A 22,562-nucleotide genomic window follows, 5' to 3' on the forward strand; every position below is an offset into this window, starting at 1 on the left:
CGTGAGATGAGCACGCTCTATGACGTCATCGTGGTGGGGGCTGGGCCCGGCGGATCGAGCGCCGCGACCTTCCTCGCGCGCGAGGGCGCCAAGGTGCTGGTGCTCGACAAGTCGACCTTTCCCCGCGACAAGGTCTGCGGCGACGGGCTCACCCCGCAGGCGGTCTACTGGCTTGAGCGGCTGGGCTGCGCCGAGGCGGTGCTCGCCCACACCAAGGGCTGCATCAAGACCGCCGACGTCGTCATCAACGGCGAGAAGGTGCTGACCGGCGGCTATCCCGCCGACACCCTCTATCCCGACTTCGCCATTCTCCTGGACCGTCGCAGGCTCGACAACATCCTGCTGGAGCACGCCATCGCTTGCGGTGCGGCGTTCCAGGACGAGGTGCTGGTCAGGGACGTCGAGGTCGGCGCCGAGCACGCCACCGTGATTGCCCAGCGCGGCGGCGAGCCCGTCGAATATCGAGGCCGGATCGTCATCGGCGCCGACGGCGTCAGCTCCGCCGTCTCCCGCGCGATCGGCAACACCCTGAAGGCCGGGGTGATGGCGGTGTCGCTCAGGGCCTATTTCCGCGACGCCCGCTGCGACGGCGCCCAGATGAAGGTCTATTTCCACCGGGAATACTTCCCCGGCTATGGCTGGGTGTTCGTCGACGACGAGGGCTTCGCCAATATCGGCCTGGGGCTCCTGCAGGACCGGCGCTTCCCCGTGCGCCACAAGCTGGGCGCCAGCTTCCGCCGCTTTATCGACGAGGATCTCGCCGACCTCCTGGCCGGCGCGACCCAGTGCGGTCCGTTCTCCGGAGGCTCATCGGGTTTCTTTCGACCGAAGTCCATCTCCGCCGAACGGGTGATGCTGATCGGCGACGCCGCCAACCAGGCCGATCCGCTGAACGGCGGGGGCATCCACAAGGCGATGGAGAGCGCCTGGTGCGCGGCCGAGGCCTGCGGCGCGGCCCTGGCCGACGGCGATTTCTCGGCCGCCGCCATGCGGCGCTACGCCGACCTCTGGAGCCGCGAGTGGGAGGCCGACTGGCGCACCGCCGAGCTGTTCATGTCGATCGCCAAGAATCCGGCCCTTTGCGACTTCAGCCTGTTCGTGCTGCGGCAGATGGGCCGGCTGACCATGTCGGACGACGGCTTCCGCGATTTCGCCGGCGGCATATTCGCCGGGATCTTCTCGCAGGACGCCTGGCTCGCGCCCCGCGCCCTCTACCAGGCCTTTCCCAAGCGCCCCGCCGCCTGGCTTGAGCTTTTGCAGGCGAGCGGCAGGGAGGTGGGCGGCGGCGTCGCGGCGGGGAGCGTCAATCTCGCCGCCGGATACATGGCCGCCGCCGCCCGCACCGCCGCCAGGATGGCCCGGGACCCGATCGCCAACATGGACTGGAGCCTGGACATGGCGTCCAAGGCCGTCTGGCTGGCGCAGAACCGCCTGGACGGGCGGCGTCTCGCGGGAGCCGGACCGCCATGACCGTGCACGACGTCATCGTCGTCGGGGCCGGGGCGGGGGGATCGGCCGCGGCGAGCCTGCTGGCGCGCCAGGGCGTCAACGTTCTGCTGCTCGACAAGTCAGCCCCGCCGCGCGACACCGTCCGCTGCGACGGGCTGATGCCCCAGGGGGTCTACTGGCTCGACCGGCTGGGTTGCGCGCCCGAGGTGCTGGCCGAGGCCCGCGGCTGCATCAAGGCCTGCGATCTCTACCTTGACGGCGACCATCTGCTGACCGGCCGCTTCCCCGACGACACCGCCTATCCGGACTTCGCCCTCCTGGTGCTGCGGCGCCGGTTCAACGAGATCCTGCAGGCCCACGCGACGGGGTCCGGCGCCCGTTTCGAAGGTGGGACAATGGTCCGTGGGTTGGCGTGGGACGGCGGCGGCGTCCGCGTCTTCGCCGACGCCGGCGGCAAGGCCGTCGAGCACCGCGCGCGCATCGTCATCGGCGCCGACGGGCCCAGCTCCGCCGTCTCCCGCGCGATCGGCAACAACCTGAAGGACGGGGTGCTGGGACTGTCGGTCCGGACGACCTACGCCGGGGTGCGATGCGAGGCGGGCATCCGCGTCTATTTCAACCGTGATCTCTTTCCGAGCTACGGCTGGATGTTCATCGACGAACATCAGAACGCCTGTGTCGGGGTGGGCTGCGCGGTCGATCCCAGGTTCCCGCCGGCCGACAACCTGGGCCCGGCGCTGCGGCAGTTCGTCGACACGGACCTGAAGGCGACGCTGGAGGGCGCCCGGCGGATCGGGCCCTTCTCCGGCGGCATCGCGCCCCATTTCAGGCCCGAGGCCATGGTCGCCGACGGGGTGGTGCTGATCGGTGATGCGGCCTGCCAGGCCGACCCCCTCAATCGCGGGGGTATCCACACCGCCATCGAGAGCGCCTTCTACGCCGCCGACGCCTGTCGTCTGGCCCTGGACGCCGGCGATTTTTCGCGCGCCCGGCTCGCGCGCTACGAGGCGCTATGGAGCGCGCACAGCGAGGACGACTGGCGCGCCTCCGAGATCTTCATGTCGCTGGCCAAGAATCCGGGCCTGAAGGACCTGGCGCTGTTCCTGCTTCAGCAGATCGGGACGCTGGGCGAGGCGGATCCGCGCTTCGGCGACTTCGCCAGCGGCGTGTTCAGCGGCGTGATCTCCCAGTCGAGCTGGCTGAACGCGCAGGCCCTCTACCAGGCGGCCCCGAAGGATCGCGCGACCTGGGCGACCCTGCTGCGCGAGAACAGCAGGAGCAGGTCCAGCGCGGCGGCCGGCGCGGTGAACCTGGCGGCCAAGGCCGCCGCCGCCGCCGTCCGGAGCGGCGCCGGACTGGCGCGCAAGCCGGTCGCCTCGCTCGGCTGGGCGCTCGAAGTCCTCACCAAGACCATCACCCTCGCCGACCGACGCTTTTCGACGCCCAGGGCGTCATCGCTAGAGACCTGAAATCGCAGGAAAGGCCCACGCCATGTCTTCGCTCTTCGATTCCGTCCGAAACCTCATTCACGACACCGCCGACGGCCTGATCAGCGCCGATGTCACGACCAAGGTGTCGGACATGTACGCAAGCTTCCTCAGTGCGGGCCTGGGGATAGCCAACGACACCCTGAAGGTCGTGCGCGACGTCACCGCCCCGCCGCCGCCCGCCCCGCCCGGACCCTGAACGCCCCGTTCCCAACCCCGCCAAGGAGGTCGTTATGTACACCGGATACTGGAGTCCCTGCGGCGACGATCAGCCGCCCGGCCACCACCATCACCCCGTCAGTCCGGCCATGCTGCTGGCCCGGGAGATCGACGTCGACACGGCCACGCCCTCCAAGGACGGCCTGGTCGGCGGCGCGCGGCCGGTCTTCCTGTCTCTCGAATACCTGGTGGACGCCGGAGCGGTTTCGCCCACGGTGAAGATCACCACGGCCGCCGGCGGCTCCAGCGCCACCTGGAGCGATGATGCGCCGGCCGAGGGCTACACCGTGCGCCAGGCCGTCCTGAGCGCCGCCCCGGGAACCAAGGTCACCGTGGCGGTGAACAATGTGCTCGCCCGCCTCAGATGGTGCGAGCTCGTCTGCTGCTGAAACCTTCCCCGACAGGCCCGCGCGCGGGCGCGAATGGAGACACGTCATGAGTTCAGCCCAGTACGCCAAGTCAGCCGGCCCACGAGTGCTGCCGTTCGCGTTTCACGGACACGGGCATGGCCCGGGGACCTGCAAGTCGTGCGGCTGCGATTCCGCGGAGTGCCGCTGCGGCTGCCGGCAGTGCCGCAAGGAAGCTAAGGAAGTCACCTACACGGCCCAGGCCAAGGCCGTTGTCGGCGGCAACGTCGCGGGAAGCCTCGCCGCCGCCCACCTCGCCCAGGCGGCCGGCGCCAGCGCCGCGGCGGCGGACGCTCCCAATGCGGTCGCCCCGGCCACGGCGTTCGTCGGCGGCGGGTGCTGCGTGCATATCTCGCTGGAATACGCCCCGATCACCCCGACCGCTCAGTCGGCCGTGGCCATCATGGTCCGCGACACCGAGGGGACGGTGATGCTTTGGGAGAAGATCGACCCGCCGGGGACCCACTACCAGGTCAAGGAGAACGTCGTCACCACCAAGCCCGGCGCCACCATCCTGCTGTTTGCCGTCAACGCGACCGTCAGGGCGCGCTGGTGCGAAGTGTTCAGCTGCTAGAGCAAATCGCCCGATTTGCTCTAGTCTTTTGTTTTCGCATCGCTTTTGCGGAAAACCGGCATCCACTTTTCCGCGCGATGCCCTAGACCCAAGGAGAACCAGCCATGGCGAGCGACGCCAAGTCCACGACGGCCGCCGGCCCGAACAAGGCGCAGGCGGAGTTCGACAAGTACGCCCAGCGCCGGCGAGCGCAGGCCGCCGGGACGGGGGCGGACGCGCCCGCCGGCGCGGGCTTTTTCCCGGGCGAGGGCCTCACCTGGGCCGTGCCGCTTGGAGTCGGCATGGCGCCGGCCTTTCCGAGCGGCCCCGCGTCGGGCCAGGGACCGGGTTCGGGGCCAGGCGGCGGCGGTCCCGGCGACTCCGCGGGCGGCTTGACCGAGAGCATCGGAACCACGGTCCGGCTCGGCGTGGACCTCCTGAACGCGGCGCTGGTCAACGGCGTGAAGATTCTCGGCGGCTTCAGCGGCGCCTATGGCCACGGCGCCCATGAGGGCTGTGGATGTGGCTCCGGATACGTCTGCGAGAGCTGCTGCGAGCCGTCATGCTGCGCGCCGGACTGCTGCGGCTGCGAGTGCTGCCGTCCCGGCGTGGGAAGCTGTTGTTGAGGCCGGACCGCGACGACCCTTGTCTCTGGCTCGGCGACCTTGCGGTCAGCTGGGTGGGGCCAAATCGGCGACGGACCCGCCGAGCGGTTGCGCCGCATGACGCAACCGCTCGAAGTAGATTCTGAACCAGGGCGTATAGTTGAGGGGGCGCTGAAGCATGTCCTCGGCGATCCAGGCCGGATCCCGCCAAGCCCAGCCCATGGCTTCGTCGGGATTCGCGACGGGATCGCCTTCATGACGGCCCAGGAAGACGTGGGCGATCTCGTTCTCGGTCAGGCCGGCGCAGACATCCGCCGTATATCGAACCTGCGACAACAGGTTGAGAGGGCACTGGATACCCATCTCCTCCCACAGGCGGCGAGCCGCGGCGGCGGCGGCCGTCTCGCCCGGCCGGGGATGGCCGCAGCAGGCGTTACTCCAGAGCGTGCCGGAGTGATACTTGTCGGCGGCGCGCTGTTGCAGAAGCCATCGCCCTTCGCGATCCACGACCAGCACGGACACGGCGCGATGCAGGCTGCCGAGACGGTGCGCGAGCAGCTTCTCCGCCGATCCAAGCGCGCGATCGGCTTCATCCACCAGGATGACCTGTTCGTCTTCCACTACGCAGGACTCCCGAGAGCTGACCGGCCGGCCGCCTGGTCTACCGCAAGGACTCCGCCGTCTTGATCCATCCGCGAAGCCCTGCCGGAGCGCTTGTCGGGAAGATCCTCAAGCTCCCGAATTGGAACCCTTGCTTCCGAAATGTCGTCGCAAGGCCTCGCCATCGGTTCCGCCCAGGTCTGCCCTTCCGCCATACCCTTGCTCCGACTGGCGCTGAAGTCGAACGCACCCGCGCCGGGAGCCGCTGCAACCCAAGCGTTCGGGAACATGTTCCGAAACCGATCAGAACTCAAGCCGCCCGCCCAGGCCCACCAGAAAGACACCGCTCCAACGCGCAGGCGACCGGAGCGGGCGCAGTGCTCCCCATTAGAGGTACGGGGCCCACATCAAGGTCACCGTTCCGAAGACGCCGATCGCGGTGAAGGCCGCGGCGGCGAGCACCAGGGCGGCCGCCGACGCCTTCAGGACGCTGTTGGCGCCTTTCCCGGCCGCGACGTAGAGCTCCAGGATCGCCAAAGGGATCAGATAACTGCCAAAGGTCAGGACGATGTCGGCTGGTCCCGACATGTCGTCGGTCATCCCCACGGGGGCGCGGTTGACGACGACCCAGCCCATCAGCCCGATCCTGAGGAACCAGACGCCGCTGACGACCATGAAGGCGCGCATGGCCCAGATCCGATGACGCTCGAACCGCCGCTTGACCGCGTGCCGCCAGGCCAGGCTGGCGAAGATCAGGATCAGCATCGCGTTGACGAGGATCGCGACGGCCGAGATCTCCGACAGCCGGGTTTCCCGAACGACGGACAACCAGATCCCGCTCAGCGCCATGAAGATCGCCATGGCGAGGAAGACGCGGCCGGTCCAGCGATGCAGCCGCGCCCAGCGGCGGCGGAGGCCGGGGATCAATTGCATCAGCCCGCAGACAGTCACGACGGCGGCCAGCAGGACATGGGCGGCGAACACGATGTTGCCGGCCCTGTCGCCGGGGATGTAGCCGTCGATCAGAGGCTTGTCGTTCCAGCCGGCGAAGTCTCCGGTCGCGGTTCGCACGCCGTAGAAGGCGAGAATGAAGCCGATGAAGGCCGTCTGGCCCACCAAGGCGACGATGAACCAGAGCCGGCCCGTCCAGGCCAGGGCGGCGCCCGTATCCAACGGAAGCGAGCGTGGAGATGGGATAGACATGAAAGCTCCTGACGAGACCCTCGACACCGAGGTCGTCGGCAGGGATGTGTTCGGCGCGGACAGAGGTCTCGCCGATTTGGAAATCGGCTAGAGATTCTTTCGAGAAGGATCTGGCGGTGGACAGGCCCTCGCCTCCTGCGCCATTTTCCGCTGGCGGAGAGGGGCGATGGGATCGGCGGCGACATTGGGGTCTTCCATCGCGGCGGTGCGAAGGGGTTTGGGCCCCTGGCGCTCGTGGAGCCGGCTGCAGGTTCACGCCGCGATCGCGACGGCGTCGTTCGTCTGCTACATCCTCGGGCGGCTGCTCGATGGCCGCGCTGCATTGTTTTTCTCGGTGATCGGCGTTGGGGCCTGCGGCTGGGCCTGGCTGGCGGCCCGCGCGCTCTTCGACCCGGCCGAGCAGGACGCGCGGTGGCCTCGCGTCGTGGCTTTGACCGTCGCCGTCTCTGGAGCCCTGTCCGCCGCGACGCCGGCTTCGGCGCTTGTCGGGCGTGTCGCCGAGAACGTCTATGCGCTGAGCGGCTCGGCCGCCTTGCTGCTGACCTTCGTCGAGCCGTTTCAGCGCTACGCGCGCGACCTGGCGGTCGGCGAAAAGCGGTTTCGCGCGCTGTTTGTCGCAACCTACGCCCTGCTGGTGGCCGTTGCGGTCCTGGGGCTGCGCGCCGTCGGCGAGGCGCCCGAAGAGGCCGTGCGAGACGACCTCGTCAAAAGCGCCTGCGCCTTTGCGGGGCTGGGCGCGCTGGTAGGCGCAGTCTGGTTTCGGCGCCGCCATCCGCTCACGCGGGCTGCGACCACCTCACGCCGCGTTCCGACGGCCGATGACTGGCGATTGGCCGAGCGCTTGCGAGGATTGCTGGCCAAGGAGGCGATCGAGCGCCAGACCGATCTCAAGATCGGCGACGTCGCCGCGCGCCTGGGAGAGCCCGAATACCGGGTATCCCAGTGCATCAGCGCCGCGCTCGGCTTTGCGAACTTCAATCGCTGGATCAACCATCACCGGATCGCACGCGCCAAGGACCTGCTCGCCCAGGCCGACGAGCAACGGTCGATTCTCGAAATCGCGTTCGTGTGCGGCTTCTCGTCCCTCGGTCCGTTCAACCGCGCCTTCCGCGACGAGGTGGGCATGACCCCTCGGGTCTACCGCACGACGATGCGCGGGACGAAGATCCAGACATAGCGCTTGCCTGAGGATCGGCCTGCGGCGCGCGCTTTAGTGTTTCGCGTCCGGGTGCGCCTTGGCCCAGTCCAGCGCGCCCTGCAGGGTGGTGACCCAGACCTCGTCGCGGTGGGCGGCCAGCCAGGCGACCAGCTCGCGGTGCGCGGGGTCGGACACCTGGAGGTAGTCGCCGCCGACGCCGTGGAACAGATAGACCGCCATGCCGCCCCCGGTTTGCGCCTCCTTGGCGAACGCGATCAGCTGCGCTCCGGTGACCGCCTCGTCGAACCCGCGTGACGGGATGTGCATCGGATCCATCCGGCCGACATCGGCGCGCAGATCGTCGGGCGAAGTGTAGACCCCGCGCGCATAGGTCACCAGGTTCGCGGCCCTGAGGGTCTCGATATAGTCGACGCCGCCCGCCAGGGTCTGGCCGCACGGCGAGGCGAATCCGTGGGTTGGCTTGCCGTCCAGCGCGGTCAGAAGCACGTTCTGCTGCTCGATCTCCCTCAGCATGGCGGCCGGCGTATAGGCCTCGGACGTGTAGCGGGGCTCGGTGGAAAATTTGGAGGCGGGGCAGGGATGGAAAAGGGTATGGTTGGCCAGTTCGTGGCCTCCCGCGCCCACGGCGCGCCAACGCGGGATCGCCGCCAGCTTCAGGCCGGTGAGGAAGAAGGTCCCCTTGAATCCAGCCTCGTCCAGCACCGGCACGGCGTGGTCGAGCTGGGAGTCCAGCGCGTCGTCATAGGTCAGCACCACCGCCGCCTTGGCCCCTCCGGGCCATTGCGTCGCCGATGCGGCCGACACGCCGCAGATCAAGCTCAGCGCGAGCGCCAGAAGCGTTTTCATCGTCATCCCCCCTTGCCGTCGAACGCGGCGTGATTCTTGCCGCCGCTCACGCGACACCCTGGCGTTCAACGCCTTGCCATCGTCGACGATCCAGTCAAACCGATCGAAGATGTTGGACATCGGCCGGTAGCGGCCGCCCAACGCCCCTTCTGGCCACCTTCAAAAAAAGACGCCCGGGTCCGAGGGCAGGATCAAGCCCATTCCAGACCCGGGCGGGACCGCACCGGGAAGGAGGGGGCAGTCATCAGAGGGCATTATAGCTGCAAACTCTACCATCAGAAAGTCACTTGTGAAAAGATTTTTATCTGCAAAATTTACGCTTGCTGGGAGGCCAAGATCTGATCTGGCGCCGTAGGCGCATGTCGCCGGCCTGCGCTATCTCGGCGACGCGCTAGCGCCAGCGCAGTGTCGAAAATGCCACGTTCTCACATATAAAAACATTTTCCCCCAGAAAGCTGCGACGGAAAGGCGCCTAGCTATTGTAGGACAAATCAACAGCGCCGATCGGCCTCTCAGCGGCGCTCATGACGGCGGGGCGAGAAGTTAGACTGGCGAGAGTCCCCCTGAACGACGGTTGTGCGTAGGGAGCATGGGTCAAGCCCGGCGAAGTCGGACATTGACCGAAATCCGATGTGAAGGTCCTGCTGTCCAGAGAGGCGGATCAGGTCTGAAGAAGAAGTCGTAATGGTAAACATGGTGGGGAAATCATGAGGCGTTCTGGCGTAATCGGCTTTCTGGCGTTGGCGCTATGTTATGGCGCGGCGGCCTACGCCGCGGACGACCCGCTGGCGCCGACCGGTCACTGGACCGCGGTGACGACGGGACAGGCGGCCAAGCCCCCCATGGGGTGGAACTCGTGGAACGCCTTCCACACCGACCTCACCGAAGCCAAGGTCCTGGACTCGGCCAAGGCCATCGTCGACAGCGGCCTGGCCGCGAAGGGCTACCGCTACATCAATATCGACGACGGCTGGTGGCTGAAGCGGCGGACCACGGACGGCCGCATGATCGTGCGCACCTCGATCTTTCCGTCCGCGGCGGTCGGCGGCGCCGAACAGACCAGCTTCAAGCCGTTCACGGACCGTATCCACGCCATGGGCCTGAAGGCCGGCATCTATTCGGACATCGGCGCCAACAACTGTTCCCAGGCTTTCGTGCCCAATGCGCCGAACCAGCCCGAGGGCACGGTCGCCGAGCGCGAGGTCGGGCTGTACGGCCACATCGATCAGGATATTGAACTCTACTTCAAGGACTGGGCGTTCGACTACATCAAGGTCGACGCCTGCGGCATCCGCGCCTTCGGCCAGGACAACGGGAGCGTCAAGTCCGGCAAATACCGGGCGCTCGATCCGCTGATCGACATCAAGGAAATCCGCCGCACCGACATCCCGGCCGTCCGCGCGCTCTATCAACAGGTCGCCGACGCCCTGCGCCGAACGAACCCCGACGGCGACTACATCTTTTCGATCTGCGCCTGGGGCTCGGCCGACGTCCGCGCCTGGGCCAAGGATGTCGGCAACCTGTCGCGGACCAGCGACGACATCACGCCCAGCTGGACGCGGATGCTGGCCAATTTCGACAGCGCCGCCAACCGCGCGCTCTATGCGCATCCCGGTTCCTGGAACGATCCGGACATGCTGTTTGTCGGTCACGGCGACTTCGATGAACACCATCTGATCGAGGCCAAGTCGCACTTCGCGCTGTGGTCGATGCTGTCGGCGCCGCTCCTGATCGGCTATGACCTGAGGAACGCGCCGCAATCGCTGATGGACATCCTTGGCGACAGCGACCTCATCGCCATCGACCAGGATCCGGCGGGCAACCAGGCTGTGCTGGCCTACGACACCGACGACGTCCAGATCCTGGTCAAGACCCTGAGCAACGGCCACAAGGCGGTGGCGATCTTCAATCGCGGCCTGGCGCCGACCGAGGTGACGTTGACGGCCGGCCACCTGAAGTTCGCGGGAACGGCGCCGGTGACGCTCAAGGACCTGTGGACCGGCGAGACGGTGCCCGCCTTCTCCGGCGAGACCAAGCTGCATCTCGATCCGCGCCAGACGCTGGTCTTCGACGCCGCCGGCGCGCGCACGCTCTCCAATGGCCTCTATCTGTCGGAAATGCCCGGGCGGGTGAATCCGGCCGTCGACGGCGTGGTCATGCCCCAGCCCGATCCGACGATCCATCGGATGCGCAATCCCTGGGGCGGCACGACCGACGACGGCGAGCCGCCGGCCTATACCGGATGGGGCGGGGCCCAGGCCGACGCCACGCCCTATCGGCAGACCTTGCGCATCGACGGCAAAGCCTATGGGACGGGCCTGGGCGTGCTCGCCAACTCGCGGTTCGAGGTTCGGGCCGACGGTCAGTTCCGCCGCTTTGTCGCCGAGGTCGGAGTCGATGACTCGACGTTCGATGCGGACGACGCCGTGACCTTCTCCGTCTATGGCGATGGCAAGCTGCTGGCGACGTCCAAGCCGACCCGCTTCGGCCAGACGGCCCAGACCCTGAGCGCCAACATCGCCGGCGTGAAGATCGTCGAGCTGGTGGCGCGGGGCCAATCCGCCAAGAACAAGGCGCCCACCGTGGTCACATGGGGCAATGCGGCCCTGCTCAGCGACTAGGGCCGCGGCGACGGCGTCGCTGTTGAACCGCCAGCCCCCAAGTGCGGCTGATTTTTAATGCAATACAGGAGCTTCCATGAGCCTCTCACGACGCGATCTGGTGAAATCGCCCTTGGTCTTGGCCGGCGCGTCGGCGATCGGCGTGGGGGCGGCGACCAAGGCGCTTGCCCAGTCCGGTGCGGCGGGCGCGGGCGAGGTCATCGGCCTGTGGCCGCATCCGCCGGCCGGGGCCTTGAACCCCAACATGGCCGAGGTCATCGAGCAGACTTCGACGAGCCCGGGCTATAGCAGCCGGCGCACGAAGGGCGTCTCCAAGCCGTACATGATCGCCTTACCGGCGGCCCAGCCCAACGGTTCGGCCATGCTGATCATTCCGGGCGGCGGCTTCGAGTGGAACTATTTCGACCATGAGGGCTACCACATCGCCGAGATCCTGAACCGGGCGGGCATCAGCTGTTTCGTGCTGATCTACCGGCTGGCGAGGGACGGCTGGGACGATCCGGCCGCTGTCGGGCCGGCCGACGCCCAGCGGGCGATGCGCCTCATTCGCGCCAACGCCTCGCGCTTCCAGCTTGACCCGGAGCGGGTCGGCGTCATGGGCTTCAGCGCCGGCGGTTTCCTGACGTCGACGCTGGCGACGCGGCATTCGACGCCGTTCTACAAGCCGGTCGACGCCGTGGACCAGCTCAGCGCCCGCCCCCTGCTGACCGCGCCGATCTATCCGGTGCAAAGTGTTGACCCGGCCTATGCCTATGGGGGCGTGGCGCCGTCCCTGTTCGGCGGCCAGCCCACGGCGGCCCAAATCCGCAAGTGGTCGCCCGATCTCAACGTCACCTCGACGGCCGCCCCGACCTTCCTGGTGCACGCCGAAGACGACGACGCCGTGCCCGTGGCCAATACGGTGCGGCTTCGCGACGCCATGGTCGCGGCCAAGATCACGGTCGAGACCCACCTGTTCGCCCATGGCGGTCATGGCTTCGGTGCGCGCCCTCAAGCCGGCAGCCCGGATGGCCCGTGGCTGCCCCTGTTCGTCAACTTCGCACGTCAGGAAAAGTTGTTCGTTTAGGGGGGCAAGTCGAACCGGCGCGCGGACGCCCGCTCAGACCGCGTCCAGGCCGATGTCCAGGGTCAGGGCCGAGTGGGTCAGGGCGCCGACGCTGATCACGTCCACCCCCGTCTCGGCGATGGCCCGCACGGTGGTCAGGTTGACGCCGCCCGAGGCCTCCAGCACCGCCCGGCCCTTGGCCAGGGCGACGGCGGTCTTCAGGTCGTCGAGGCTGAAATTGTCGAGCATGACCACGTCGGGGCCGTGCTTCAGCGCGTCCTCCAGCTGGTCCAGCCCGTCGACCTCGACCTCGACCTTGACCAGGTGGCCGGCGAAGGCGCGGGCCCGGCGGACGGCCTCGCCGACCCCGCCGCAGGCGGCGACGTGATTGTCCTTGATCAGGATGGCGTCGTCCAGGCCGAAGCGGTGGTTGATCCCGCCGCCGCAGCGCACGGCGTACTTTTCCAGGGCGCGCAGGCCGGGCGTGGTCTTGCGGGTATCGACGATCGTGGCCCCCGTGCCCTCGACCAGGCGGACATAGGCCCGGGTCAGGGTGGCGATGCCCGACAGCTTGCCCAGCAGGTTCAACCCCGTGCGCTCGGCGGCCAGGACGGCGCGGGCGTTCCCCTCGGCCCGGGCCAGGATCGCGCCGGGCGCGGCGTCGGCGCCGTCTGGGGTGACCACCTCGAACGACGCGGTCGGATCCAGGGCGGCCAGGGCCAGGCGCGCGCAGGCCAGGCCGGCGATCCGGCCGTCCTGCCGCGCGGCCCACACCACCGACAGCTGGGCGTCGGCGTCGATGCAGGCCTGGGCGGTGATGTCGCCGGCCCGGCCCAGGTCCTCGGCCAGGGCCATGTCGATGATGGGGCGGACCAGGAGGTCGGGCAGGGGGACGATGGTCGGGGAAAGGGAAACGCTCAAAACAACTCCGACAGCGGAAGGCTGATCTGCGGGGCGAACACGGGTGAGGTCAAAACACCGTCTCCAGGGCGATTTCGGCGCCTGGGGCGAACAGCGGCGACACCCGGTCGGCGGCGCCGAACACCAGGCTGTCGCTCCAGGCTCCGTCGACCGGCGCGCGGAAGACATGCAAGCGCGCGCTCTTGACGTCGATGACCCAGTATTCGGGGACGCCGGCGGCGGCGTAGGCGTGGCTCTTGGCGCCGAGGTCGCGGCGCAGGGTGCTCAGCGACGACTCGATGACCAGGAACACCTGGTCGGGGCGCAGGAAGAAACCCTCGGCGTCGCGGGCGATCACCGCGCCATCGGGGTCGAAGGCCGAGGTCTCCGAAATCCTCACCGTGCCGCCGTTGAGCACCTCGAAGCGTTGGTCCAGCCCCAACTGTTCGATGGCCCTGTCGACGGCCCGGTTGAGCCGGGCGGAATAGCGCGAATGCAGGACCGATTCCGACGGCATTCTCACGAGCCTCCCCTCGACCAGCTCGACGCGTCGATCGCCGTCCCGTGCGAACACGCCGGCCCGGACCATGGTCTCCAGATCATCGACCGTCAGGAGAAAGTCCGACAGGCCTTGCTCGGCGAACCCGTCGTCCGGAAGGGAAGTCGCGCTCATGATCGCATCTCCGTTCCTGAAACGTACTCCTACTCCGCCGCGTATCGCAAGCCGGCGGGGAGGGCGGCGTCCAGGGTGACGAAGGTCCGCTCCGGCAGGGCCGTGGCGGGGAAATCGGCGCGGAAGTGGCCGCCCCGGCTTTCCTGGCGGGCCAGGGCGGCGCGCGCGATCAGCTGGGCGGCGACCAGGGTCGGGGCGGCGCCTTGGGCGGCCTCCAGGGCGTCCAGGACGGCGACCAGGCGAGTCAGGCCGTCAGCGTCGCGGATCACCCCGGCGTCACGGCTCATCGCCTGGCGCAGGGCCTGCAAGGCGCTGTCCGGGAGATCCGGCGCGGGCGTCGCGGGCAAGGGCTCGCCGCCCGGGACCAGGCCCCTGGCCGCCCGGCCGGCCCGGGCTCCGAACACGGCGGCCTCCAGCAGGCTGTTGGAGGCCAGGCGGTTGGCGCCGTGCACGCCGGTGGCGGCGCATTCGCCGGCTGCCAGCAGGCCGCCCAGGCTGGTGCGGCCATCCAGGTCGGTGGCCACCCCGCCCATGTGGTAGTGCACGGCCGGCGTCACCGGGATCGGCTGGACGCGGGGATCGATCCCGGCGGCCATGCAGGCGGCGAACACGGCTGGGAATTCGTGCGGGAAGTGGGCGCCGACCGCCGCCGTGGCGTCCAGGAACGCCCCGCGCCCCGCCGTGCGCTCGGCGTGGATGGCGCGCGCCACCACGTCGCGCGGGGCCAGTTCCCGAGCGGGATGATAGTCGGCCATGAAGGCGCGGCCGCGTGCGTCACGCAGGATTGCGCCCTCGCCGCGCAGGGCCTCGGTGGCCAGGGGCGCGGGGTCCTTGCCGATGTCGATGGCCGTGGGGTGGAACTGCACGAACTCCGGATCGGCGATCTCGGCGCCGGCCAGGGCGGCCAGGCCCAGGCCCTCGCCGCGCACCTGGGCGGGGGTGGTGGTGACGGCGTAGAGGCCGCCGACCCCGCCGGTGGCCAGGATCACGGCCGGCGCGACGATCTCGACCAGGACGCCGTCGATCTCGGCGATCAGCCCGACCACGCGACCGGAAGCGTCCTGGAGCAGCCGGCGGGCGCGGGCGTTCTCGCGGGCCTCGATCGTGGGCGCGGCGCGGACGGCGGCGACGACCGCGGCCATGATCGCGGCCCCGGCTCCGTCGCCGCCGACCCGGGCGACCCGGGCCTTGGCGTGGGCGGCCTCAAGGCTCAGCACGAAGCCGCCGTCGGCTTGGCGATCGAACGGCGCGCCCAGGGCGGCCAGGGCGCGGACGGCGGCGGGGCCCTCGGTGGTCAGCAGCTCGACCGCCGCGGGATCGCACAGCCCCGCGCCGGCCGCGAGGGTGTCGGCGGCGTGCAGGGCCGGGGCGTCCTCGTCCGACAAGGCCGCGGCCATGCCGCCCTGGGCCCAGGCGCTGGAGCAGCCGGTGGCCAGCAGGGTCGGCGACAGCACCAGCGCCTTGCCGCCTGTTTCCACGGCGGCCAGGGCGGCAGTCAGTCCCGCCAGGCCCGCCCCAAGGATCACGGGGCCGTCGAAGGTGATGCGGTCGTGGGTCAACGCGACGGCTCCTCTCAGGGGCCGATATCCTCGTGCTTCGACAGGCTCAGCATGAGGATATCAACTGTGGCTCGGTCGCCCTCATGCTGAACCTGTCGCCAAAGACGACCAGCGGACGAGGGCGTCCGTTGCGGCGGGTCAGATCAGCTCCACGTCCACGTGGTGCTGGGCCTTGACCAGGTCGTAGCGGGCCGGGACCGTCGGCGGCGGCAGGTCGATCATCCGCTGCACGGCCAGCCGGGCGCGCAGGGCGACGGCGGGGTCGACCGTCACCTCGTACTGGTCGTGGACCAGGGCGTCGTGGATGTTCCGCAGGCTGATCCGCTTCATGTGCGGGCACAGGTTGCAGGGGCCGATGAACTGGGTGCCCGGCGACTCCGCCTGGACGTTGGAGGCCATCGAGCACTCGGTGATCAGCACCACCTGCTTGGGCTTGCGCAGCGCCACATAGTCGTTCATCGCCGCGGTCGAGCCGGCGAAGTCGGCTGCCTCCAGGATCTCGGCCGGGCATTCGGGGTGCGCCAGGATCTCGGCCTCGGGCCAGGCGAAGCGCATGTCGGCGATGTCCTGGGCGGTGAAGCGCTCGTGCACCTCGCAGCGGCCGGCCCAGGCGATGATCTTCACCGTGGTCTGGCGGGCGACGTTGCGGGCCAGGAACTCGTCGGGGATCAGGATCACCTTGTCGACGCCCCACTCGCGCGCGGCCCACTCCACCACCTGAACGGCGTTGGCGCTGGTGCAGCAGATGTCGGTCTCGGCCTTCACGTCGGCGGTGGTGTTGACATAGGTGACCACCGGCACGCCCGGGTGGCGCTGCTTGATCAGCCGCACGTCGGCGCCGGTGATCGAGGAGGCCAGGCTGCAGCCGGCCCGCAGGTCGGGGATCAGCACGCGCTTTTCGGGGGCCAGCACCTTGCTGGTCTCGGCCATGAAGTGCACGCCGGCCTGGACGATCACGGCCGCGTCGCACTTGGCCGCCTCGCGGGCCAAGGCCAGGCTGTCGCCGACGAAGTCCCCCACACCGTGGAAGATCTCGGGCGTCATGTAGTTGTGGGCCAGGATGACGGCGTTCTTCTCGCGCTTGAGCCGGTTGATCTCGGCGATCAGCGGCGCGTGGGTTCGCCATTCGAGCGGGGTCACATGATGCTTGACCTTGTCCCACATCGCCGCGGTCTGGGCCTCGACGTCGGGCGTGAAGGGCAAGGAGCCCATGGGGGGCGAGAAACCGTCAGCCACGTGAACCTCACTTATGCTCAATCTGAGCATTTCAAGGGCTTCAAAAAACGCCGGAAACGGAGAGCTTTCCGCCTCGGCGTCGCCCCTTATGCTGAATTTGAGCAAAAGGGATGGATCACATATAGACCTTCCGCGGCGGCTTGCAAAGGGCGGGCGTGAAAATCCGTGTTCGGGGTTTTCGGAGACGAAGCGTGAGCCCGGAGCGGGCGGGGCCGAAGGGCCTCCCCGTCGAACGCCTAGACCTTCGCCTTACCGCCCTTCCTCGACGCCTTGGTCGGCACGTGGCGGTCCCAGGCGTCGGCCATGGCCTGGGCCAGGGCGTCCAGGGCGTAGGGTTTGCGCAGCAGGGGCCAGGGGGTGTCGTGGGCGCGGACCAGTTCCTGGCCGGTATAGCCGGAGCTGAGCAGGATCGGCAGTTCGGGCCGCTCGTGCGACAGGGTCACGGCCAGGTCGACACCGCTCTTGCCGCCCGGCATGATCACGTCGGTGATCACAAGGGCCACGGTCGGGTCGGTGCGGGCGATGGCCAGGGCCTCGTCGGCGGTGGCGGCCCGGCTGACCATGTGGCCCAGCTCGTCGATCATCGCCGCGATCAGGTCGCCCACCTCGGCGTCGTCCTCGACCAGCAGCACGTGCGAGGTGGCGCGGGTGGCCGGCGGCTGGGCGGTCAGCACCTCGACCGGCGAGAAGGCCTCGCGCACCGGCAGCATCATGGCCACGCTCGTGCCGACGCCCAGCTCGGATTCGATGCTGACCTCGCCACCGCTCTGGCGCACGAAGCCGTAGACCTGCGACAGGCCCAGGCCCGTGCCCTTGCCGACCGGCTTGGTGGTGTAGAAGGGCTCGAAGGCCCGCTCCAGGGTCTCGGCGTCCATGCCCGCCCCGGTGTCGCGCACCGCCACGCGCAGATAGCGGCCGGCCGGCAGCTCGCCGTCCGGCTCGGCCAGGTCGACGCCCTCGGAGGCCACGGTGATCCGGCCGCCGGGCGGGGTGGCGTCCCGGGCGTTGACCACCAGGTTCAGCAGGGCGGCCTCGAACTGGCCGGAGTCGGTCAGGGTGGTGCGGCCGCCGGCCCTCAGGTCCAGGACCAGGTCGACGCCTTCCCCGACGGCGCGGCGCAGTAGGCTCTCGCTGTCGGCGATCATCGTGTCGATGCGGCAGATCTCGGGGTTCAGCGGCTGGCGGCGGGCGAAGGCCAGCAGGTGCTGGGTCAGCTTCTCGCCGCGCCGGGCCGCCGACTGGGCCGCGCTCAACATCCGCTCGCGCCGCTTGTCGTCCTCGGGATTGCGCTGCAGCACGTCCAGCGCGCCGATGATCACGGTCAGCAGGTTGTTGAAGTCGTGGGCGACCCCGCCGGTCAGCTGGCCGATCGCCTCCAGCTTCTGCGACTGGGTCAGGGCGGCCTGGGCGGCGTCGCGTTCGGCCAGGGCCTCCTGCACGCGGTCGGCCAACAGCTCGTTCAGCCCCGTCAGCTTGGCCTCGGCCTCCTTGGCCTCGGTGACGTCGAAGGCGATGCCGATGAAGCCGATGAATTCGCCGCCCGGCCCCAGGCGCGGCTGCGAGAACGACTTGAGCCAGCGCATCTGGCCGTCGGCCCGGCGGTAGCGGCCTTCCAGGCTGAACGGCTTGCGAGAAGCCTCGCCGGCGATCTGGGCCTTGAGGATGGCCGGCAGGTCGTCGGCGTGCAGGCGCGAGCGCCAGTCCAGCACCAGGGCCTCGTCATAGGTCACGCCCGCGAACTGCACATAGGCGGCGTTGACGAACAGCCGCAGGCCGTCGTCGCCGCTGATCCACATCAGGGCCGGGGCGCTGTCGGCCAGGGCGCGGAAGCGGGCCTCGCTCTCGCGCAGGCTCTCCTCGGCCCGGCGGCGCTGGGTGACCTCGAAATTGACGCCCAGCATGCGCACGCCGCGGCCCGCCTCGTCGCGGATCACCTCGCCGCGGCCGTGGATCCAGCGCTCGCCGTCGGGATGGCCGGCCAGCCGGTATTCGACCTCGTAGTGTCCGCTCTTCACCGCCTCGCGCAGCGTGGCCTGGACCCGGGCGCGGTCGTCGGGATGGACCACCTCGACCAGGCGGTCCAGGTCGAGCGGACCCTCGAGCGGCAGGCCCAGGTTGCGGCGCGCGGTCAGCGACAGGTCCAGGACGTTGTTGCGGATGTCCCACTCCCACGGGCCGACCCCGGCCGAGGTCTGGGTGACCCGCAGGCGGGACTCGGCCTCGGACTGCCGCCGGCGGGCCTCGGCCAGCTTCAGGATGCTGGCGCGCAGGCCCGCGGCCACGGCGGTGGTGATCAGCGACGAGATCACGAACAGCACCAGGGTGGCGATCTGGCTGCGGTTCATGGCCTCGCCGCCCAGGCCGCCGAGCAACCAGCTGGCGAAGACCACGCCCGCCGCGATCGGCGCCAGCCCCCACCGCCAGCCGGCATAGAGGGTGACCAGGATCATGGCCGGGAAGAAGGTCTGGGTCGCGCCGATTCCCGCGGTCAGACCCAGCAGGGCCAGCCTCAGGCCGATCGCCGCCAGGATCGCCGCGGCCGTCACCAGGGCGGCCCGCCAGGCGGACGGCGGGATCCCCGGGATGAGCCACGCGATTATGGTGTCAGGCCAAGCGCGCCCACCGGCTTTTGCGTGGGGATCTTCAATCTTCATGGGGCTCGTACATAACCGCTTGCCTGAAGCATGGACACGCTTACCTAGGACACGCAACACGGGAGATTACGATGGCCGCGAACCTGAACACCGGCTTCACCGCGAAACAACGCGCCGACGTCGTGGCGGGTTTGAACAAGGTTCTGGCGGACAGCTATGCGCTGTATCTGAAGACCCACGGTTATCACTGGAACGTGCGCGGCCCCAACTTCCAGGCGTTGCACGTGCTGCTGGAAGGCCAGTACACCGAGCAGTGAACGGCGCTGGACGCGATCGCCGAGCGCATCCGCGCCCTGGGCGAACTGGCGCCGATGGGCTACGCAGCGTTTGGCAACCTGTCCAGCATCAAGGACGGCGACGCCGAGAAGGAGTGGGAGGGCATGTTCCAGGAGCTGCTGACCGACAACGAGACGGTGATCGCCACCCTGCGCGACGCGTTCAAGGCCGCCGACGACGCCGGCGACGAGGCCACGGCCGACCTCTACACCCAGCGCCTGGCGGCCCACGAGAAGCACGCCTGGATGATCCGCTCCACGCTCGGCGGAAAGTGATCGCACTGGAACCTTCGTGCTGGATCTAGACCGACAGGCCATGATCAGGGCCGCCGGGGCGCTGGTCGTGCTCGGCGGCCTTTCCGCGTGCACCAACGGCGTCCCGCCGGCCGGGACGGGCCGGGCCGCCGGCCTGACGACCATCACCGGCTCGCTGTCGGACGCCGGCCTGGCGCGCTACGCGGCCGACATGGACCCGGCCATGCTGGCCCTGGCCCGCCGGCACGACCCCCAGCCGCACAAGGACTATTGGGGCCGGGTGCCGGGCTGGGAGAAGCTTGACCTGCACGTGATCCCGCGCCTGGGCGATCGCGATCCGGACTTCGACGAGGCGCGGATCATCAACGACCTCAAGGCGGCCTCGCCCCTGGCCGTGGAGCCGTCGCGGCCGTTCGTGCTCACCGGCGCCAAGGATCAGCGCGACAAGGCCCTGCTGTGCATGACCCAGGCGGTCTATTTCGAGGCCGGCTTCGAGCCGATCGAGGGCCAGCGGGCGGTGGCCCAGACGGTGATCAACCGGGTGCGCCACCCCGGCTATCCCAAGTCGATCTGCGGCGTCATCTACGAGGGCGCGGCGCGCGGCACGGGCTGCCAGTTCAGCTTCACCTGCGACGGCTCGTTGCAACGGCCGATCAGCCCGGTGGTCTGGGCCAACGCCGAGATCGTCGCCAAGCAGGCCCTGGCCGGCCACGTGATGAAGGACGTCGGGACCGCCACCCATTACCACGCGGCCTATGTCTATCCGTACTGGGCGCCGACCCTGGTCAAGCTGCGCACCATCGGCGCGCACGTCTTCTATCGCTGGACCGGACCGTCCGGCGCGCAGGCGGCCTTCCGCGGCCGCTATTCGGGCGACGAGACGGTGTCGGCCGACATCCTGATGGGCGCCGATCCGCGCACGCTGGAGGCGGCCCCGCCGGGATCCCTGGCCGCGGTGGCGACGGGGCGCGAGGCGCTGGTCCCCGTGGCCACCGGCGAGGCGGCCAAGATCGTCAGCCCCGAGGGCGTGGTCGAGATCCTGCCGCCGATGACCGGTGATCCGGCGGCGGCCATGCGCGGCGGCCGTCGCCTGCCGACCCCGGAAGAGATCGACAAGATCAACAAGGCCCTGGGCGCGCTGGAGGCGCCGCCGGTCGACACCACGGTCAAGCCCGTCGAAGCCGCCCCGCCGCCGCCTCCGCCGCCCCCCAAGCCGAAGGCCCGGCCGCCGAGCCTGGTCAACCGGCTGGACTGAGGACCAGCCCAATATCCCCTCATCCCGACCTTCGCCGGGATGAGGGGCTTTGGAGGATCACCACACCCCGATCTTCTCGGCCTCGTGGTGGCTGATGGGGTGGTGGGCCTTCTTATGGTCTTCCTCGGCCAGGAAGCGCACGGCCTCCAGGGCCGCCATGCAGCCCATGCCCGCGGCCGTGACAGCCTGGCGGTAGATGTCGTCGGTGACGTCGCCGGCCGCGTAGACGCCGGCCACGGCGGTCGAGGTCGTGCCCGGCTTGACGCTCAGATAGCCGCCGGCGTGGGTTTCCAGCTGGTCCTTGAACAGTTCCGAGGACGGCGCGTGGCCGATGGCGATGAACACGCCGTCGCATTTGACCGTCTGCGCCTCGCCGGTCTTGACGTTCTTCAGCCGCACGCCCGTCACGCCCATGGGATCGCTGTCGCCCAGCACCTCGTCGATGGCGCTGTCCCAGATCACTTCGATCTTGGGATGGGCCAGCAGGCGCTCCTGCAGGATCATCTCGGCCCGCAGCTCGTCCTTGCGGTGGACCAGGGTGACCTTGCTGGCGAAGCTGGTCAGGAACAGGGCCTCTTCGACGGCCGTGTTGCCGCCGCCGACCACCACGACCTCCTTGTTGCGATAGAAGAAGCCGTCGCAGGTGGCGCAGGCCGACACGCCGAAGCCCTGGAACCGGCTCTCGCTCTCCAGGCCCAGCCACTTGGCCTGAGCGCCGGTGGCGATGATCAGGGTTTCGGCGAACCAGTCCTGGCCGCTGTCGGTGGTGATGTGGAACGGGCGCTTGGAGAGGTCGGCGCTCAGCACGATGTCGCTGACGAACTCGGTGCCCACGTGCTCGGCCTGGGCCTTCATCTGGTCCATCAGCCACGGGCCCTGGATCACGTCGGCGAAGCCGGGATAGTTCTCGACGTCGGTGGTGATCGTCAGCTGGCCGCCGGGCTGGATGCCGGCGATCAGCACGGGCTTGAGCAGCGCGCGGGCGGCGTAGATGGCGGCGGTGTAGCCGGCGGGACCGGATCCGATGATCAGGCAGCGGGTGTGACGGGGTTCGGGAGTCGACATGGGCGCAGATATAGGGCCGATTCCGGTTTGGCGCGATGGCGCGGCGCGGATTCTGGGGGATCGACGCGATGATCGGGTTCAAGGGGGCGCCGACGGGGATCCTGGTCGGCCTGGCGTTCGCCGGCCTGGCCTGGCTGATCACGGGCATGGCCAGCGCGGCCCTGATCTTCGGCGTGGTGTTCGGCGGCGTGATCTACGCGGTCACGCGCTACCGGATCCTGTACGGCAAGCCGGCCGCCGACGGGGGCGGCGGCTCTAGCGACGTCGATGACGATGCGACCTGGAGCTACGAAAGCGCCTCTTCCGCCTGGATGTCGGGCACCTCCAGCGACCCGGCTCCCTCCGATGACGCCTGCGCCGACAGCGGGTCGGACAGCGGCTCGAACGACGGCGGAAGCTGCGACAGTGGCGGCGATAGCGGGGGTGGCGGTGGCGCGGATTGAGGTTATCATCCCCTCATGAACCCGCTGCTCGAGCGCATCACAGTTGAGCCCGG

20 protein-coding genes and 1 pseudogene are annotated in these 22,562 nt (G+C 69.2%); 12 read left to right on the plus strand and 9 right to left on the minus strand.

All coding sequences use genetic code 11. The annotated features are described in order from the left end of the window. Positions 1-6 precede the first annotated feature (6 nt). The 6 genes from EV278_RS18065 to EV278_RS18090 all read left to right on the plus strand — a co-directional run bounded on the left by EV278_RS18065 (position 7) and on the right by EV278_RS18090 (position 4,741). Positions 7-1,470 carry a geranylgeranyl reductase family protein gene (locus EV278_RS18065; RefSeq protein WP_132094620.1) on the plus strand — a complete coding sequence of 488 codons (1,464 nt, stop codon included), beginning with the start codon at positions 7-9 and terminating at the stop codon, positions 1,468-1,470. Beyond that, positions 1,467-2,918 (plus strand): NAD(P)/FAD-dependent oxidoreductase, encoded by a 1,452-nt coding sequence (locus tag EV278_RS18070; protein ID WP_132094622.1) that lies wholly within the window; start codon positions 1,467-1,469, stop codon positions 2,916-2,918. The genes EV278_RS18065 and EV278_RS18070 overlap by 4 nt, the downstream gene beginning before the upstream one ends. A gap of 22 nt (positions 2,919-2,940) precedes the next feature. Next, entirely contained in the window at positions 2,941-3,135 is a 195-nt protein-coding gene (locus EV278_RS18075; RefSeq protein ID WP_132094624.1) for a hypothetical protein, read from the plus strand. A gap of 34 nt (positions 3,136-3,169) precedes the next feature. Next, positions 3,170-3,544 carry a hypothetical protein gene (locus EV278_RS18080; RefSeq protein WP_132094626.1) on the plus strand — a complete coding sequence of 125 codons (375 nt, stop codon included), beginning with the start codon at positions 3,170-3,172 and terminating at the stop codon, positions 3,542-3,544. 46 nt (positions 3,545-3,590) lie between these two features. Next, positions 3,591-4,136, plus strand: a complete 546-nt coding sequence (locus EV278_RS18085; protein WP_132094628.1) for a hypothetical protein — start codon at positions 3,591-3,593, stop codon at positions 4,134-4,136. A 104-nt stretch (positions 4,137-4,240) separates the two neighbouring features. Next, positions 4,241-4,741: a hypothetical protein gene (locus EV278_RS18090; RefSeq protein ID WP_132094629.1), complete on the plus strand. Its 501-nt coding sequence runs from the start codon at positions 4,241-4,243 to the stop codon at positions 4,739-4,741. Positions 4,742-4,786: 45 nt separating this feature from the next. Here EV278_RS18090 and idi read toward each other — a convergent pair whose 3' ends face one another. Both idi and EV278_RS18100 read right to left on the minus strand, forming a co-directional pair. After that, entirely contained in the window at positions 4,787-5,341 is a 555-nt protein-coding gene (gene idi / locus EV278_RS18095; protein ID WP_132094631.1) for an isopentenyl-diphosphate Delta-isomerase, read from the minus strand. Between the two features lie 366 nt (positions 5,342-5,707). Then, positions 5,708-6,523 (minus strand): DUF2306 domain-containing protein, encoded by an 816-nt coding sequence (locus EV278_RS18100; protein WP_132094633.1) that lies wholly within the window; start codon positions 6,521-6,523, stop codon positions 5,708-5,710. A 166-nt stretch (positions 6,524-6,689) separates the two neighbouring features. Between EV278_RS18100 and EV278_RS18105 the strand changes: the two genes are divergently transcribed. Further along, entirely contained in the window at positions 6,690-7,700 is a 1,011-nt protein-coding gene (locus EV278_RS18105; RefSeq protein ID WP_132094635.1) for an AraC family transcriptional regulator, read from the plus strand. A 33-nt stretch (positions 7,701-7,733) separates the two neighbouring features. Here EV278_RS18105 and EV278_RS18110 read toward each other — a convergent pair whose 3' ends face one another. Beyond that, a complete protein-coding gene (locus EV278_RS18110) occupies positions 7,734-8,648 on the minus strand; it encodes a polysaccharide deacetylase family protein (protein ID WP_243692255.1) in 915 nt (304 codons plus the stop codon). Between the two features lie 587 nt (positions 8,649-9,235). Here EV278_RS18110 and EV278_RS18115 point away from each other — a divergent pair. Both EV278_RS18115 and EV278_RS18120 read left to right on the plus strand, forming a co-directional pair. Further along, positions 9,236-11,149, plus strand: a complete 1,914-nt coding sequence (locus tag EV278_RS18115) for an NPCBM/NEW2 domain-containing protein (RefSeq protein ID WP_132094637.1) — start codon at positions 9,236-9,238, stop codon at positions 11,147-11,149. 76 nt (positions 11,150-11,225) lie between these two features. Then, positions 11,226-12,215: an alpha/beta hydrolase gene (locus EV278_RS18120; RefSeq protein WP_132094639.1), complete on the plus strand. Its 990-nt coding sequence runs from the start codon at positions 11,226-11,228 to the stop codon at positions 12,213-12,215. A gap of 33 nt (positions 12,216-12,248) precedes the next feature. On the opposite strand, the gene nadC is transcribed toward EV278_RS18120, so the two are convergent. The 5 genes from nadC to EV278_RS18145 form a co-directional block, all read right to left on the minus strand. Further along, the gene (nadC, locus tag EV278_RS18125; RefSeq protein ID WP_132094744.1) at positions 12,249-13,049 is read right to left on the minus strand and encodes a carboxylating nicotinate-nucleotide diphosphorylase; all 801 of its coding nucleotides are present in this window, start codon (positions 13,047-13,049) and stop codon (positions 12,249-12,251) included. A gap of 115 nt (positions 13,050-13,164) precedes the next feature. Beyond that, positions 13,165-13,767, minus strand: coding sequence for a Uma2 family endonuclease (locus EV278_RS18130; protein ID WP_132094641.1), 603 nt, complete (start codon positions 13,765-13,767; stop codon positions 13,165-13,167). Positions 13,768-13,796: 29 nt separating this feature from the next. After that, positions 13,797-15,326: an L-aspartate oxidase gene (locus tag EV278_RS18135; RefSeq protein ID WP_132094643.1), complete on the minus strand. Its 1,530-nt coding sequence runs from the start codon at positions 15,324-15,326 to the stop codon at positions 13,797-13,799. A 138-nt stretch (positions 15,327-15,464) separates the two neighbouring features. Continuing rightward, the gene (nadA, locus tag EV278_RS18140; protein WP_165916696.1) at positions 15,465-16,538 is read right to left on the minus strand and encodes a quinolinate synthase NadA; all 1,074 of its coding nucleotides are present in this window, start codon (positions 16,536-16,538) and stop codon (positions 15,465-15,467) included. A gap of 260 nt (positions 16,539-16,798) precedes the next feature. Then, complete coding sequence (locus EV278_RS18145; protein ID WP_347812830.1) at positions 16,799-19,108, minus strand: PAS domain-containing protein; 2,310 nt, start codon at positions 19,106-19,108, stop codon at positions 16,799-16,801. A 179-nt stretch (positions 19,109-19,287) separates the two neighbouring features. On the opposite strand from EV278_RS18145, the pseudogene EV278_RS18150 reads away from it, so the two are divergent. Both EV278_RS18150 and EV278_RS18155 read left to right on the plus strand, forming a co-directional pair. Continuing rightward, a pseudogene (locus EV278_RS18150) lies at positions 19,288-19,767 on the plus strand (Dps family protein). Between the two features lie 40 nt (positions 19,768-19,807). Next, entirely contained in the window at positions 19,808-21,001 is a 1,194-nt protein-coding gene (locus tag EV278_RS18155) for a cell wall hydrolase (protein ID WP_132094648.1), read from the plus strand. 57 nt (positions 21,002-21,058) lie between these two features. On the opposite strand, the gene trxB is transcribed toward EV278_RS18155, so the two are convergent. Further along, positions 21,059-22,066: a thioredoxin-disulfide reductase gene (gene trxB, locus EV278_RS18160; protein WP_132094649.1), complete on the minus strand. Its 1,008-nt coding sequence runs from the start codon at positions 22,064-22,066 to the stop codon at positions 21,059-21,061. Between the two features lie 68 nt (positions 22,067-22,134). Here trxB and EV278_RS18165 point away from each other — a divergent pair, with 68 nt between their 5' ends. Continuing rightward, the gene (locus tag EV278_RS18165; protein WP_132094651.1) at positions 22,135-22,509 is read left to right on the plus strand and encodes a hypothetical protein; all 375 of its coding nucleotides are present in this window, start codon (positions 22,135-22,137) and stop codon (positions 22,507-22,509) included. Positions 22,510-22,562: the final 53 nt, after the last annotated feature.

Origin of the sequence: Caulobacter sp. BK020, assembly GCF_004342605.1 — a bacterium.
Classification (GTDB): domain Bacteria; phylum Pseudomonadota; class Alphaproteobacteria; order Caulobacterales; family Caulobacteraceae; genus Caulobacter.